This is a genomic window from Mangrovihabitans endophyticus, from assembly GCF_014646155.1.
Taxonomy (GTDB): Bacteria; Actinomycetota; Actinomycetes; order Mycobacteriales; family Micromonosporaceae; genus Actinoplanes; species Actinoplanes endophyticus.
On sequence record NZ_BMMX01000024.1, the window covers coordinates 66,856 to 81,893 of the forward strand.

At 70.4% G+C, this 15,038-nt stretch carries 13 protein-coding genes; 6 read left to right on the forward strand and 7 right to left on the reverse strand.

What is annotated here, in order from left to right; translation table 11 throughout:
- Positions 1 to 174: 174 nt before the first annotated feature.
- Together IEY73_RS22565 and IEY73_RS22570 are read left to right on the forward strand one after the other, a co-directional pair.
- Positions 175 to 645 (forward strand): GNAT family N-acetyltransferase, encoded by a 471-nt coding sequence (locus IEY73_RS22565; protein WP_189081285.1) that lies wholly within the window; start codon positions 175 to 177, stop codon positions 643 to 645.
- Between the two features lie 204 nt (positions 646 to 849).
- Positions 850 to 2,484, forward strand: a complete 1,635-nt coding sequence (locus IEY73_RS22570; protein WP_229716051.1) for a glycoside hydrolase family 30 protein — start codon at positions 850 to 852, stop codon at positions 2,482 to 2,484.
- On the opposite strand, the gene IEY73_RS22575 is transcribed toward IEY73_RS22570, so the two are convergent.
- The 4 genes from IEY73_RS22575 to chrA all read right to left on the reverse strand — a co-directional run bounded on the left by IEY73_RS22575 (position 2,457) and on the right by chrA (position 7,008).
- Positions 2,457 to 2,873, reverse strand: a complete 417-nt coding sequence (locus tag IEY73_RS22575) for a PRC-barrel domain-containing protein (protein ID WP_189081286.1) — start codon at positions 2,871 to 2,873, stop codon at positions 2,457 to 2,459. The genes IEY73_RS22570 and IEY73_RS22575 overlap by 28 nt on opposite strands.
- Before the next feature lie 125 nt (positions 2,874 to 2,998).
- Positions 2,999 to 4,189 (reverse strand): class I tRNA ligase family protein, encoded by a 1,191-nt coding sequence (locus IEY73_RS22580; RefSeq protein ID WP_189081287.1) that lies wholly within the window; start codon positions 4,187 to 4,189, stop codon positions 2,999 to 3,001.
- Positions 4,190 to 4,243: 54 nt separating this feature from the next.
- Positions 4,244 to 5,698, reverse strand: coding sequence for a cysteine--tRNA ligase (cysS, locus tag IEY73_RS22585; RefSeq protein WP_189081288.1), 1,455 nt, complete (start codon positions 5,696 to 5,698; stop codon positions 4,244 to 4,246).
- 92 nt (positions 5,699 to 5,790) lie between these two features.
- Complete coding sequence (chrA, locus tag IEY73_RS22590) at positions 5,791 to 7,008, reverse strand: chromate efflux transporter (RefSeq protein WP_229716052.1); 1,218 nt, start codon at positions 7,006 to 7,008, stop codon at positions 5,791 to 5,793.
- A gap of 340 nt (positions 7,009 to 7,348) precedes the next feature.
- Here chrA and IEY73_RS22595 point away from each other — a divergent pair, with 340 nt between their 5' ends.
- Positions 7,349 to 8,950: a glucuronyl esterase domain-containing protein gene (locus tag IEY73_RS22595; protein ID WP_373292849.1), complete on the forward strand. Its 1,602-nt coding sequence runs from the start codon at positions 7,349 to 7,351 to the stop codon at positions 8,948 to 8,950.
- Between the two features lie 93 nt (positions 8,951 to 9,043).
- Here IEY73_RS22595 and IEY73_RS22600 read toward each other — a convergent pair whose 3' ends face one another.
- Positions 9,044 to 9,955: an SDR family oxidoreductase gene (locus tag IEY73_RS22600; RefSeq protein WP_306661523.1), complete on the reverse strand. Its 912-nt coding sequence runs from the start codon at positions 9,953 to 9,955 to the stop codon at positions 9,044 to 9,046.
- Between the two features lie 57 nt (positions 9,956 to 10,012).
- Here IEY73_RS22600 and IEY73_RS22605 point away from each other — a divergent pair, with 57 nt between their 5' ends.
- Both IEY73_RS22605 and IEY73_RS22610 read left to right on the forward strand, forming a co-directional pair.
- A complete protein-coding gene (locus tag IEY73_RS22605) occupies positions 10,013 to 10,576 on the forward strand; it encodes a TetR family transcriptional regulator (protein WP_189081289.1) in 564 nt (187 codons plus the stop codon).
- Positions 10,577 to 10,580: 4 nt separating this feature from the next.
- A complete protein-coding gene (locus IEY73_RS22610) occupies positions 10,581 to 11,276 on the forward strand; it encodes a CPBP family intramembrane glutamic endopeptidase (protein WP_229716053.1) in 696 nt (231 codons plus the stop codon).
- Between the two features lie 12 nt (positions 11,277 to 11,288).
- Here the strand turns inward: IEY73_RS22610 and IEY73_RS22615 are convergent, their stop codons facing one another.
- Positions 11,289 to 13,049, reverse strand: a complete 1,761-nt coding sequence (locus IEY73_RS22615) for a YncE family protein (protein WP_189081290.1) — start codon at positions 13,047 to 13,049, stop codon at positions 11,289 to 11,291.
- Positions 13,050 to 13,147: 98 nt separating this feature from the next.
- The gene (locus tag IEY73_RS22620; RefSeq protein ID WP_189081291.1) at positions 13,148 to 13,951 is read right to left on the reverse strand and encodes a TrmH family RNA methyltransferase; all 804 of its coding nucleotides are present in this window, start codon (positions 13,949 to 13,951) and stop codon (positions 13,148 to 13,150) included.
- 104 nt (positions 13,952 to 14,055) lie between these two features.
- Here IEY73_RS22620 and IEY73_RS22625 point away from each other — a divergent pair, with 104 nt between their 5' ends.
- Positions 14,056 to 14,550, forward strand: coding sequence for a hypothetical protein (locus IEY73_RS22625; protein WP_189081292.1), 495 nt, complete (start codon positions 14,056 to 14,058; stop codon positions 14,548 to 14,550).
- The last annotated feature ends 488 nt before the right edge of the window (positions 14,551 to 15,038 follow it).

Consider the following 15,038-nt stretch of genomic DNA (forward strand, 5'->3'; position numbering starts at 1 on the left):
GGAACCCGGAGCGGGCGGGGAACCCGGAGCGGGCGGGGAACCCGGAGCGGGCGGGGAACCCGGAGCGGGCGGGGAACCCGGAGCGGGCGGGGAACGCGGAGCGGGTGGGGAACGCGGAGCGGGCGGGGAAAACGCCTTGCCTCGTAAGTGTGGGCGCGTCGAGACTTCGACGGCATGTTGATCCGGGATTACCGTGCCGCGGACTGGGACTCGATCGCCCGCATCCATGATGCCGCCCGCCTCGACGAGTTGCGTGACACGGTCGGGGTCGAGGCCTTCCTCACCCTGGCGCAGACCGCCGAGAACGAAGGGCTCTTCGACGGTCGCCTCTGGGTGGCCGAGGACGACGGTGTGGCCGAGGACGACGGTGCTGTCGCCGGGTTCGTGGCCCTGGACGATGACGAGGTTACATGGCTCTATGTGGACCCGGCTCGCTATCGGCGCGGCGTCGGGCGGGCACTGCTGCGCCACGCGGTGGCCTCCGCCGGCCCCTCTGTCGAGGTGTCGGTGCTGGACGGCAACGCCGCGGCGATCGCCCTCTATCGCAGCGAAGGCTTCCGGATCGAGGAGACGAAAACCGGCTCGCTGGCGGGCAACGAGTCATTCCCGGCTACCGGCCACCTCATGCGGCGCCACCAGCCGTAACGGGAGACGGCCACCTCCTGCGGCGCCACCAGCCGTAACGGGAGACGGCCACCTCCTGCGGCGCCACCAGCCGTAACGGAGATCGATGGCGGTTGACAGCCGCGAGGTCGGATGCTTGGCTGACAAACAGATGTTACGGGTTTGTTTCATTTGTTTCAGGCAACGCTCGCCCGTGATGCGCCCCGCCGAGCCCCGCGAGGAACCATGAGGAGATCTGCGCCCACCGCCGCCGCCCTCGCCGTCACGCTGACGATGACCGCGGCCGCCCCGGCGTCCGCCTCGTCCGGCCACCATGACCGGTGGTCGCACGCTCCGCGGGCGCGCGTCTGGATGACCACCGTCGACCGGTCGCAACTTCTGCGGGAACAGGATCCGGTGACCTTCCACCGGGGCACCTCCACCGCGCCGACCATCGTGCTGGACCCGAGCCGGACCTATCAGCGCATGGACGGCTTCGGTGCCTCCCTCACCGACTCGTCCGCGACGGTGATCTATCGCCTGCCCGCGGCGACGCGCGCGGACACCATGCGCAAGCTGTTCGACCCGCGTCGGGGCATCGGGGTCGACTTCCTGCGTCAGCCGATCGGCTCGTCCGATTTCACCGCGGCGGCCGAGCATTACACGTACGACGATGTGCCGGCCGGCCAGACGGACTTCGCGCTGCGGCATTTCAGCATCGTCCACGACGAGGCGAAGATCCTCCCGTTGCTGCGACAGGCTCGGCGGCTCAACCCGCGACTCACCGTGCTGGCCACCCCGTGGAGTCCGCCGGCTTGGATGAAGACCAGCGACTCGCTGATCGGCGGGCGGCTCAAGGACGATCCGGCGATCTATCATGCGTACGCGCTCTACCTGCTCAAGTTCGTCCGGGCGTACGCGGCGGCTGGTGTCCCGGTCGACTATCTGACGGTGCAGAACGAGCCGCAGAACCGGCACCCCAACGGTTATCCGGGCACGGACATGCCGGTCCGCCAAGAGGCCGAGGTGATCGAGGCGCTGGGACCGCTGCTGCGCCGGTTCAGCCCGCGCACCAAGATTCTCGCGTACGACCACAACTGGAGCACCCACCCCGGCGACGTGGACAGCACGCCGCCCGGCGAGGATCCGGAGACCGATTACCCGTACGAGATCCTGGCCGGTCCCGCCGCGACATGGGTGGCCGGTACGGCGTACCACTGCTACTCGGGTGACCCGAGCGCGCAGAGCGCCCTGCACGAGGCGTACCCGAACAAGGGCATCTGGTTCACCGAATGCTCGGGCTCGCACGGCCCGGACGACACACCCGCGCAGTTCTTCCGCGACACGCTCGTGTGGCACGCGCGCACCATCGCCATCGGCACCACTCGGAACTGGGCAAAATCGGTCGTCACCTGGAACATCGCGCTGGACAGCACGGGCGGCCCGCACAACGGCGGCTGCGACACCTGCACCGGCCTGGTGACGGTGCAGCCGGACGGGAGCGTGACGACGAACGCGGAGTACTACACGATCGGTCACCTGTCGAAGTTCGTGCAGCCGGGCGCGGTCCGGATCGGCAGCACATCGTTCGGCACCACCGGGTGGAACGGCCAGATCATGGACGTGGCGTTCCGCAACCCGGACGGCTCCACCGCCCTGGTGGTGCACAACGAGAACGACGATCCCCGATCGTTCGCGGTCTCGGTGGGCGATCGGATCTTCGAGTACACGCTGCCCGGTGGCGCGCTGGCGACTTTCACTTGGCCGCGGGGCCGATACCGTCGGGTCGACCTGGGCCGGCACACCACGGTCCGCCGAGTGGCGGTGGACAGCGGCGGCAACCCGGATCCGGGTCAGAACAGGAAGGGTCGGGCGGGGTAGACGTACCCCGGCGCCCAGAATGGCGGATAGCCGTAGTAGCCGTAGACGTCGTTGTAGTACTCGGATTCGTCGACCAGTTCGGGGTCGTATCGCGGCGCCTCGGCCACCTGCCCCTTGGACTGGTCGATGTGGACCTTTTCCTCGTCCACGCTGGTGATCGCCTCGATCGGGATGAACGACGGGGTGGCTCCGAAGCCGAGGATGCCGCCATGTTCCACGCGCAGGAAGCGGATCTTCTCATCCTGGCTGTCGATCAGCAGGTCCTCGATGAAGCCGACTTCGGAGCCGTCGCGGTCCACGACCGTACGGTTGCGGATGTCGTTGTCGGAATCGGCGATCGTCTTGCTCGAATCCGACATTTTGACCAAAGTGGTTATCGCGTCGCTCATCGTGTCCTCCTTCTGGCAGGACGGTGGATCAGCGGTCCGCCATCACGGCTGAACCAGGGACGTACCCGTGAACGACGGCAGCAAACGCTCCGGCGGCCGGCGGCCGGAGCGTTTGACCCAGCGGCTCAGCGGCCGTCGGCCAGGACCGGCCTGCTCAGGTCGACCCCGAGCAACGCCGCCATCTCGGTCAGCACGCCCGGCGCGGTCGGGTCGTCGCCACCGCCTTCCATCGCGTCGGCTGCGGCCTGCAGCTCGCCGACCGCGGCCGGGAAGTCGAGGTCGTTGTCGAGATGCGCGGCGAGCCGTTCGGCGTACGCGGTGAGGGACGGTCCGGCGGACCGGCCGGACGCGGCGATCAGCCGGCGCAGCAGGTCGGTGGCGTCGTCGAGGTATTCGTCGAACCACTCCATCTCGTGCCGGTGGTGGTAATGGGCCAGGATGCCGAGGCGCAGCGCCCGGGCGTCGTACCGGCCGATGACGTCGCGGGCGAGCACGATGTTGCCCCGCGACTTTGACATCTTCTGACCCTGGTAGCCGACCAGCCCGGAGTGCAGCCAGACCTGCACCAGGGAACCGCCGTCGACGCTGCGGTTCTGCGAGATCTCGCACTCGTGGTGCGGATAGACCAGGTCGGCGCCGCCGCCGTGGATGTCGATGCGGCTGCCGAGTTCGCGTCGGCTCATCACGGAACAGCCGATGTGCCACCCCGGGCGGCCGATGCCCAGGGTCCCGGAGTATTCCGGCTCACCCGGACGGGCGGGCTGCCACAGGATGAAGTCCAGCGGATCCCGTTTACCGGGCCGCTCCGGGTCGCCGCCGTTCTCCCCGGACAGCTTGATCATCTGGTCACGGTCGTGCTCGGCCAGCGATCCGAACTGCGGGTCGGTGGCGACCGAAAAATAGATGTGGTCGTCCAGCCGGTACGCGTGACCGCTGGTCAGAAGCTCTTCGATGGTCGCGACGATCTGGTCGATGTTTGCCGAGGCACGCGGCTCGGCGTCGGCGCGCACCAGGTCCAGCGCCTTCTCGTCGGCCCCGAACTGCGCGATCTCGCTCTCCACCAGGTCCCAGTACGGCACGTCCAGCGACTGCGCCTTGGGCAGCAGCGGGTCGTCGACGTCGGTGATGTTGCGGACCATCCGGACCGGCCGGTTGAGGCTGCGCAGGCGGCGGATCAGCACGTCGTAGGTCAGCAGCATGGCGATGTGGCCGACGTGCATCGAGTCGTACGGCGTGATGCCGCAGACGTACAGGTTCACCGGCGACTCGTGCGGTACCTCGACGTAGTCACGAGACTTGGTGCAGTAGAGCTTCACGCAGATTCGCCTCTCCGGTGGGTGGTGCTCATTGAACCTTTTTCACCGAAAGGTTCATTTGATCGGCTCCCAGGTGGTGCCCTGTGGCGTGTCCTTGATGCCGATACCCATCCGCTCAAGGTTGCTGCGGATCTGGTCGGCGAGACCCCAGTCACGGGCCTCGCGTGCCTTGACGCGCTGCGCCAGCATGTCCAGCACGGTGGCTTCCAGATCCGCCGGCAGGGCCGCCGCCTCCACCGCGGGCTCGTCCAGTCCCAGGCCGAGGAGGTTTTCCGCGACCGCGGCCACCAGCCTCCGATCGTCGACGGGGAGATCGTCGTTCTGCAGCGCCTCCTGCAGGACGGCCAGTACGCGTGCGGTGTTCAGATCGTCGGAGACGGCCTCGTCGATGCGACGCACGACGGCACGCGCCTCATCCCCGGCCGCCGCCATCGCGGCCTGGTAGGTCTGCGTGCGGTCGATCGGCAGCGGACCATCGACGCGGGCGCGCAACCGGCGCAGCGTGGTGCCGGCGGCGTCGATCGCCGCGCGGCTGAAGTCGGACTGCGCGCGGTAGTGCGAGGTGAGCAGCCACAGCCGGTAGGCCGCCGGGTCGACGCCGTCCTCGACGAGTTCCACCAGGCGCAGGCCGGTCCCCTTCGATTTCGCCATTTTGGCGCTCTTCACGTTGATGAATTCATTGTGCAGCCAATAGGGCACCCAGTCGGCCCCATCGTCGAGATAGGCTTCGCTCTGCGCAATCTCGTTGACGTGATGCAATTCACGATGGTCGACGCCACCGGTGTGGATGTCGAAATGGCTGCCGAGAAGGTCGATGCTCATCACCGAGCATTCCAGGTGCCATCCGGGCGCACCCCATCCCCACGGGCTTTCCCATCGCATCAGCCGACGCTCGCCCGGCTGCTCGGTGCGCCACACGGCGAAGTCGGTCTTGTTCCGCTTGCCGGCGACGACATCGACGCGCGCGCCCTCGCGCTGGTCGTCGGCGCGCAGGCCGGCCAGCCGCCCATAGCCCGGCGAGGTGGACGTGTCGAAGTACAGCCCGGTGGGCAGGCGATAGGCCGCGCCCTTGCGCTCCAGCACCGCGGCGAACTCGACCATCTGCGGGATGTAGTCGGTGGCCCGCGGGTAGAGGTCGGCGGGCAGGATGCGCAGCATCTCCAAGTCGGCGTGGAACGCCGCCTCGTAACGCCGGGCCAGGTCGTAGACGCTCTCGGTGGACGCTCGCGCGGCCTCCTCCAGCTTGTCGTCGCCGGAGTCGGCGTCCGCCACGAGATGACCGACGTCGGTGATGTTGACGACCTTGCGAATCTCGTATCCCTTCCAGCGCAGCGCGCGCTGCAGGGTGTCGCTCAGAACGTACGCCCGGAGGTTCCCGATGTGCGGATAGTTGTAGACCGTGGGACCGCAGCTATAAATGCGCACCTGGTCGTCGACCATCGGCCGGAATTCCTCCGAACGGCGGGTCAACGAGTTGTAGACGACCAGTGGCGTGCCGCGGTCCTGCATGGTGAATTTCCTCCGGGATATTGCCGGCCGTCGGGCGGTGAGCGCGGTGGTCGAGGTGTCGCACGAGTGTACTGCGCACGAGTGAATGCCCCTCATTGCACCGGCATTCCGGCCAGCGCGGCGAGCACACCCAGGCCGCCCGCGGCCAGCAGCGCGGTGACCACGCCGCGGCGCAGTCCCAGCAGCCACACCGCGGCGGCGGCCAGCACCGGCACCTGCCACAGGTGGGTCAGGGACAGGGCGAGCGACACCGCCGAGCCGAGGATGGCCCCGATCGCCGCCGGACCGGCTCCGGACAGAAACGCCTGCACCGCGGGCGCGGCCCGCAACCGGTCGAAGTGACGCGCACCGGCCAGCACGAACACGAATGACGGCGCGAACGCGACCACCGCGGCCAGCACGCCGCCCAGCAGTCCCGCGGCGGCGTACCCCACCACCGCCACGGTCTGCACGACCGGACCGGGTGTGATCTGGCCGAGCGCCACCGCGTACAGGAATTGGTCGCCGGTCAGCCAGTGGTGGTGGTCCACCGCGTCGGCGCGCATCAACGGGATGATCACGAAGCCGCCGCCGTACGACAGGGCGCCGACCTTGAGCGCGGTCCATGACAGCGCGCCCAGCACGCTCGACGAGGCGAGCGTCGCGAGGGCGATCGGGGGCAGGCCGGGCGCCGGGCGCCGCCGTCCGTCGCGGGTGGTCCGGTGACGGGCGCCGTGCACGCCGGTCTCGACCAGTCCGGCGGCGACCAGCACCAGCACCAGCCAGGGGCCGAGCAGTAGTGCGGCGAGGGCGCCGACCACGAGGTATCCGATCCATCGGCAGCGACCCGGCCGGCCGGGTCCGGCCCGGCGCCAACTCGCCGGGATCAACCTCGCTCCGGCCTGAACGGCTACCGCGGCCACCGCCGCGCCGGCGCCCGACGCCGCACCCAGCACCGGCGCTGCGGGGCTGCCGGACAGCAGGAGGACCGCCAGCACGAGGATGGCGATCAGTCCCGGGACGATGAAGCAGGCTCCGCCCAGCAGGGCGCCACGCCAGCCGCGCAGCCGCCAAGCGCACAGGATGGACAGTTGTGTCGATGCGGGGCCGGGCAACAGGTTGGTGGCCGCGATGCCGTCCTCGAACTCCTGCTCGCTGACCCAGCCCCGGCGGGTCACGCACAGCTCCCGCAGCAGGCTGATGTGGGCCGGTGGACCGCCGAAGCCGGTGATGCCGATGCGTAGCCACTGCGCCGCGATGGTGCCCAAGGACACCTCGGCGCCGGGCGCGGCCGGCTCCCCGGGCATGGCGGCCTGGCCAGGCGGTGGCATGGCCCCATCATCCCCGGTGCCACGCCGCGCCGCCGTCCGGCCATCGCCCCGTCGTCACCGCGCCCAGGGCACCGCCGCGACGCCGGAAGTTTCGGCGGCGAGCGGGAGCGCCCGCTCGCCGCCGACCGCCGACGAACCGGGCAGCCAGCGGAAGTTTCCGGAATATTATTGACACATTTCGATGGCTTGTCGAAGACTGGACACGCCCGATGCGGGAGCGCTCCCATGGCATCGGGTGAGCGATCGCCGCCTCCACCATCCACCGGAAGGAGCGCTTGCAGTGATCACCGATTCGAGCCGCCCTCATCCCGGCCGATCTCGTCCACGAGCGACGGTCTTCATGCTGGCGGCAGCCATGCTGGCGGCCGGCGTGGCGCTGGTCGCGGCGCCCGCCACCACGCGCACCGCCGCGGCGGCTGCGGCGGCCGTCGAGGATGAGGGCGCCGACTGCGCGGTGCCCGCCCTGCCGGACGCCGGTTCGTTGCCCACCAACGCCAAGCTCCCCGACCCGTTCACCCGCCTCAACGGTTCGCGCATCGCCACCACGTCCGACTGGCGATGCCGGCGCGAGGAGATCAAGAAGCTGGCGGAGAAGTTCGTCTACGGCGAAAAGCCGGCGAAGCCGCCGACCGTCAGCGGAACCGTGTCGACCAGCAGCATCACGGTGAACGTGTCGGCCAACGGCCGCAACGCGAGTTTCTCCGCGGGCGTCGACCTGCCCAGTGGCACCGGCCCCTTCCCGGCCGTGGTGGTGCTCGGCGGGTTCGGTGCCGACACCGCCACCATCAAGGCGGCCGGAGCGGCCGTGATCAGCTACGACCCGTACGCGGTCGGCCAGGAAGGCACTGCACGGGGCAACAAGCAGGGCGCGTTCTACAGCATCTACGGCTCCTCCAGCAGCACCGGGCTGCTGATGGCCTGGGCCTGGGGAGTGAGCCGCATCATCGACGTCATCGAGCAGTCCAACGGCACCATCCTGCGGGCCGACGCGACAGGTGTCACCGGGTGCTCCCGATTCGGCAAGGGCGCCTTCGTCGTCGGCGCGTTCGACCAGCGCATCGCGCTGACCATGCCGATCGAATCGGGCAGCGGCGGTGCGCCGATCTTCCGCGGGATACCCGGCGAGTCCGGTGCCCAGCCGTTGAGCAGCGCGTACAGCGAACAGCCATGGCTGGGTGACGCGTTCGGCTCGTTCACCGGCAGCCCCACACGACTGCCGGTGGACACCCACGAGATGGTCGCCATGGTGGCCCCGCGCGGCCTGTTCCTCATGGAGAACCCACACATCGACTGGCTCGCCGCCCGGTCCGGCAGCGTCGCCGCCCTGGCCGGCGCCGAGGTCTACAAGGCACTCGGCGCGAGCAGCAACATCACCTATTGGTCCGACGTCCAGGACGGCAACCATTGCGCCGTACGGTCCGAATGGCGCACGCCCCTGCAACAGAACATCCGGGCTTTCCTGCTGCGTAACGCCAGCGCCGCCGGCACGATCCGGATCGCGGCGAGCAAGCAGGGCCGGCTGGCCGACTGGGTGGACTGGCAGACGCCGACCCTCGGGTCGGGCCCGTCCTCCCCGCCGCCCACCTCGCCCAGCTCCCCGCCGCCCACTTCGCCCAGCTCCCCGCCGCCCAGCTCGCCGCCGCCGCCCGCCGGGGGATGTTCGGCCACGGTGTCCGTCAACGCCTGGAACGGCGGGTTCGTGGCGACCGTCCGGGTCAGCGCCGGCACCTCGGCGCTCAACGGCTGGCGCGTCGGCCTGACCCTGCCCGCGGGGGCGACGGTCAGCAACGCCTGGAACGCCGATCCGAGCGGCAGCAGCGGGGCGATCCAGTTCACCAACGTCAGTTACAACGCTTCGGTGCCGGCCGGCGGATACACCGAGTTCGGCTTCCAGGCCACCGGCACGAGCGGCACCCTGACCCCCACCTGCACCGCGACCTGATCCCGAGCCGGCCCGGCGGTGCGGTGCGGTGCGGTGCAACGATGCACCGCACCGCACCGCACCGGGCCCGCGCCGGGCCGGGCCGCAGTGAACTCAGCCCTTGAAGTAGTGGCCGGCGTCGAGGTCGTCGATGATGCCCGGCTGCGCCGGGTGCCAGTCGAACAGTTTCCGCGTCGCCGCGTTGGACGCCGGCACGTCGGCGCCGAAGAAGCGGCCGATCCAGCCGAAGTGCTCGTCGGCCTCCTCGGCGGAGACGGACTTTACCGGCAGGCCCAGGCCGCGCCCGATCGCCTCGGCGATGTCCCGGGTGGGCACGCCCTCCTCGGCGACGGCGTGCACGTTCGTCCCGGCGGGCGCCCGTTCCACGGCGAGCCGCACGAGCCGCCCGGCGTCCAGGCAGTGCACCGCGGGCCACCGGTTGCTGCCATCGCCCACGTACGCCGAAAAGCCGCGCTCCCGCGCGACCCCGACCAGGACGGACAGGAATCCGTGGTCACCTTCGCCGTGCACCGACGGGGCGAACCGCACCACGACCGGGCGCACGCCGCGCTCGGCGTACGAGAGCGTGATGGCGGCATTGGCCATCCGGGGGTTGCCGTTCGCGTCCGGCATGTCCCGCTCGGTCACCGGGCGGCCGTCGGCGAGCCCGACCACGCCGGAGGCGATCAGGAACGGCCGCCCGGTGCCCTCCAGGGCCGAGCCGATGGCGTTGATGGCCGCCCGGTCGGTCTCCGCCGCGGCCGCCATCCGGGAGAAGTCGTGGATGAAGCCGAGGTGGATCACACCGTCGGAGGCGGACGCACCGGCTCGCAGGACGTCGAGATCGCCCAGCTCGCCGCGCCGCACCTGCGCCCCGCGGGCGGCGACGGTCTCGGCGGCGGCGTCCGACCGGGCGAGGCCGGTGACCTGGTGTCCGGCCTTGAGGAGCTCGGGGACGACGGCCGAGCCGATCCACCCCGACGCTCCGGTGACGAAGTAGCGCATGAGCACCTCCAGTGATGTCACTTGATGACATCACCGTAGCAGATGATGTCATCAAGTGACATGACTAGAATCATGCCCGTGGTGCGATGGGAGCCCGACGCGGCCGGCCGGCTCCGCGCGGCGGCGATGGAGTTGTACGTCGAGCGCGGCTTCGAGCAGACGACGGTGGCCGAGATCGCCCTGCGGGCCGGGCTCACCGCGCGGACGTTTTTCCGGCACTTCGCGGACAAGCGTGAGGTGCTGTTCGGTGGCTCGGCGGCGCTGTTCGACGAGGTGATGCGGGCGGTCGAGCAGGCACCGGCCGGCGCCGCCCCGATGCAGGTGGTCGCCGCCGCCCTGGACGCAGCGGCAGGCGTGCTCGGCCAGCACCAGGACTATTCACGGCAACGCCAGTCCGTCATCAACGCCAACCCCGAGTTGCAGGAGCGGGAGCTCATCAAGCTCGTGTCGCTGGCCGCCGCCCTCGCCGACGGCCTGCGGCGCCGGGGCGTGCCGGAACCGGACGCCAGCCTCGCCGGCGAGGCCGGCGTCGTCGTGCTCCGCGTCGCCTTCGGCCGCTGGTTGACCGAACCCGGCGACCTGGAACTCTCGCAAGCCATGCGCGAGGCGCTGGACCGGCTTGCCGTCGTCGCCGCGAGGTGAGTGCGTGTTCCGCGACCTGATGCGCGCCACGCTGGTAGACCGGGTGCCGCGCGATCACACGGAGACCGACGCCCGGTTCCGGCGGCGCCGTCTGGTGGTGGCCGCCACGCTCGTGGTCGGCGCCGCGCTGCTCGGCTATTCCCTGTCGATCGCGCCGGGTGATGCGCTCTTCTATGTGATGACCATCGCGGTGGCCGCCGTCTGGATCGTCGGCAGCCTGCTGTCCGGGCCGCTGCATCTGGGCCGCATCGCGTTCCGCGGCCACCTGCGCCGGCCCGTCGCGACGCCCATCGGCACCGGGTTGCTCATCGGCGCGGTGTTCGTGCTGGGCGCCCTGGTGGTCCAGCACCTGCCGCCGCTGCGCGACTATGCCGACAGCGTCCTCGACCATGCCCGGTACGGAGCGCTTCTCCTGATCACCGCGGTCACCCTGCTGAACGGGGTGGCGGAGGAGATCTTCTTCCGCGGCGCCCTGTTCGCCGCGATCGGGCGCCGCCATCCGGTGCTGCTGTCCACCATCGCGTACGGGCTGGCCACCGTGGCCACCGCCAATCCGATGCTGGTGTTCGCGGCGGTGGTGCTGGGCACCGTGCTCGGCCTGCAGCGCCGGGCGTCCGGCGGCATCCTCGCGCCCGTGCTGACCCACGTCACGTGGTCGACAGTGATGCTGTTCGCGTTGCCGCCGATCATCGGCGGCTGACGTCGGCGACCGCTACTTGGCGAAGATGAAATACCGGTATGCGCCATAGGTGGTGGCGTTCACGCTGTCCCCCGACGTGCCCGGAAGATATGCCGCACGCACCCGGTACTTCACGCCCACCGCGTGCGTGCCGGTCAAGGTGTAGGTGCTGTGCCCGGACGAGTCCAGCGTCAGCAACGAGCTGCGCCACGCCTGCCACTTGCCGCCCGAGTACCGCTCGAACATCAACTTCTGCTTGCGTTTCGGGTACGCCGTCATGGCGGTGGTGAAACGCGGATTGGTGGTCCGGTGCACATAGGCGTACGACGAAACGGTCTTGTACTGCTTGGCGACGGTGGTCGACACGCCGACCCGGGTGGAGACGGTCGACTTCACGGTCCGTGGCGCGTACCGGGCGTCGCCGGTGAAGACCGCCGCCAGGGTGGTGTTGCGGGTCAGGCGCAGGCTCACCGCAAGGTTGCCCTTGGCGTCCACCGTGCCCTTACGCAAGGACCGGTCGGCCTGATCGGTGCCGTACGGGTCGGCCCGGATGTCCACCGTCCGGTTCTGGTACGTCGTTCCGAGGTGCGCAGTCACCGTGACCGTCGTCCCGTACGCGTTGACGGTGCCGCTGGGCGTGATGGTCAACGTCGGCGTGGACCGCGCGGGCGCGACGGTCGCGGTCGGTGTCGGCTTCGTGGTCGGCGGCGTGGTGGTGGGCGGCGTGCTGGTCACGGGTGATTCGCCGAGCACCCAGAGGGTGTCGATGCCGAGGACCGTCGCGGTGATCACGAAGACCCGGCCGCTGCCGGGCTCCCAGCCCATCGCCACGATCTCCGGGTAGTCGTCGGCGCCCATCGGGAAGCGGTAAATGCGCGCCGGATCGGACGAACCCGGCGGATAGAGGGAGAGGGTGGGGTCCTGCCACGTGGTGTTCACCCCGACGGCCAGGCCACCGGTCGCGACGTCGATGAGGGGCGCCCGATAGGACGTCCCGCCGCCGGCCGGGGACAGGTCGGCGGCCGAGAAGTACCGGAACCCGCCGGCGCCGGAGGCGACGAGCCGCGTCCCGTCCGTGCTCCAGGCGAGCGCCCGGTAATCGGTGACGTCATCCAGGGAGAAGCTGCGGTGCACGACCTCGGCGGGCGTGTCGCCGGTGACGTCGAAGAGCCAGATCTCGCTGCCTTTGGCGGCGGCGACCCGGCCGGGCGCCGCCGGACTGGCCGCCAGGTGCGGAGCCCCCGTGGTCAGCATGTCACCGCGGCTGGCATACAGCGGGGTGACCGTGCCGTCGGTCAGATCGAGCGAGGCGACATCGCCGTCGCCGTTGTACGCCGTGAAGGAGAACCACAGCTTGCCGGCGGCCAGGACCAGGTGGTTGAGCCGGAAGCCCTCGGACACCGGGTAGCGCCGGGTTTCCGTGAGCGTGGCCGCGTCGTAGGCCACGATCGAGTAGTCGCCGGTCACCGCGGCGTACAGGGTCGCCGAGTCGGGTGACAGCAGCAGACCGTCCACACCGGCCACACCCGTGATCTCGCCCGCGGTGGTGCCGTCGTCGTTCACCGCCAGGATGCGGCCCGCGCCCGAATCACTGATCAGCATGCGGTGACGCACACCATCGACCACCGTGTCGCCCACCGAGCTCAGCGACGACATCGCGTGCTTGGCGGTCGGTGGCGGAACGACCGGCACCACGTCGGCCGCGGCCGGTCCGGTGGCGAGCGCGACGCCCGCCACGGCGACCCCGCCGGAGATGGCCGCCGCGATGACGGCACGCAGCATGGTGGTCCGCATGTGGACGCCCCCGTGTGTGATACGGCGCCCGATCGTCGGACGCGGCGAGCGAACGCTACCCGACGGTCGGCCCCCGAAGATCATCCGAACGGCCGATCTCACCGCAGGCCGAAGCGGCGTACCTCGTACAGCATCAGGGCGCAGGCCACGGCGAGATTCAGCGACTCCGCCGTGCCGACCATGGGGATCTTGATCCGGTCGTCGCTGTGCTCCAGCGCGTCCGCCGGAAGGCCGCGGCCCTCGCTGCCCAGCAGCACCGTCAGCGGGGTCGGGTATCGGATGTCGCGGTAGTCGTCGGCCGCGCCGCCGGACGTCGCCACGGTACGGACGCCGTTCGCCGCGGCCCAGTCGAAGAGGTCGTCCAAGGTGTCCGCGTGCGCCACCTCGACCGCGAACAGCGAACCCATGCTGGCTTTGACCGCGCTCGGCGCGTACGGGTCGCTGGTGTCCCCGACCAGGATGACGCCCGCCGCGCCGGTGGCGTCCGCGGTGCGGATGATGGTGCCGAGATTGCCGGGGTTGCCGATTTCGTGCAGCGCGACGAACACGGCGTCCGGCCGCACCGTGAGCTCGCCCAGATCGCGCACCCGGCCACGGATGACGGCGGCGAGCCCCGACGCTCCGTCCCGTTCGGACAGTCGCAGAAACAGCTCCCGGCTGATCCGGGCGACGCGGGTGCCGGCGGCCTCCTGCTCGGCGACCATCCGCATGGCCGGCGAACCGGCCAGCAGCTCCGGCGCCACCACGAGCGCCTCAATCTCACAGCCCGCCTCGACCGCCCGCCAGACCGGCTGCACGCCGTCCACCACGAAGGCGCCCGCACGCCGCCGATGCTTGCGGTCGGCAAGCTGGCGCATCCGCTTCACCAACGGATTGGCCGCGCTGGTGATGATCTCGGTCATCCGGCTCCGCTCCCCGTCCATGTCGGCACCAAACCTATTACTCGGCCGGATAACCTCGGCTGCCGCCGGTAGGCGTGCGCCCGTACGGGCGGTAGCGTCTCGGCATGGACGACGTCCTGCGGGAATTGGCCGCCTTGATGGCGGAGCGCGGCGGGATCGACGCGCGCATCACCCACCTCACCGGTCGACCGGCGGGACCCGGCGGTCTGCGGGACTTTCTGGCCGCCCGGGTGCTCGGCATCGAGCCGGCGAAGGACACCGGTTACGACGGGGTGTTCCGCTCCGGGACGCTTGCCGGACGCACGGTCTGCATCCGAACATACGACGAGGCCACGAACGACGTCGGCGCGGATGCGTGCGACCACTATCTGGTGTTCGGCGGGCCGGAGCAGCCGGACGGTTGGCGGCCGTCCGCGATGTCATTGTTCGACGCCAAGCGGCTGGCCGACCGGCTGACCGACCGTTGGGTGCGCACCGGCGTCGCGGCCGGATTGCGAGCGGCGGATCTCGACGCGGCCCGGATCTATCCCACAGAAGGGCCGGAAGCGTTGCTGAGCCTGACCCCGGAGCAACGGGCGGCCCTGGCACTGTTCGCCTGACGCAACGCCAGGTGCACGCGAACCGACATCGCGCACCACCACCCACCCACCCACCCGGCCACCCCCGCACCCCCGCACGCCCCGCACCGCGCGTCGCCCGCACCCCCGCACGCCCCGCACCGCGCGTCGCCCGCACGCCCCGCACCGCGCGTCGCCCGCACGCCCCGCACCGCGCGTGCCCCCGCACGCCCCCGGCCCCGAACGCCCCGGGTACGCGCCGATCTTGAACTTTTCGTTGCGACATAACCGCCATAAGCGATCGAACCGGGCACACAATCTCCAAGATCGGCGCGGATGCCGGATCGATCTTGGAGTTTGCGTGCGGGGTTAGGGGTGTTTCGTCCGGTTTGCCGGGACACAAATCTCAAGATCGCGGCGGGTCGGCTCGGTCGCGGCGGGCGCCCGTGGGGCACCGGCGGGTGCCGGCGGGTGCCGGCGGGTGCCGGCGGGTGCCGGCGGGTGCCGGCGGGTGCCGGCGGGTGCCGGCG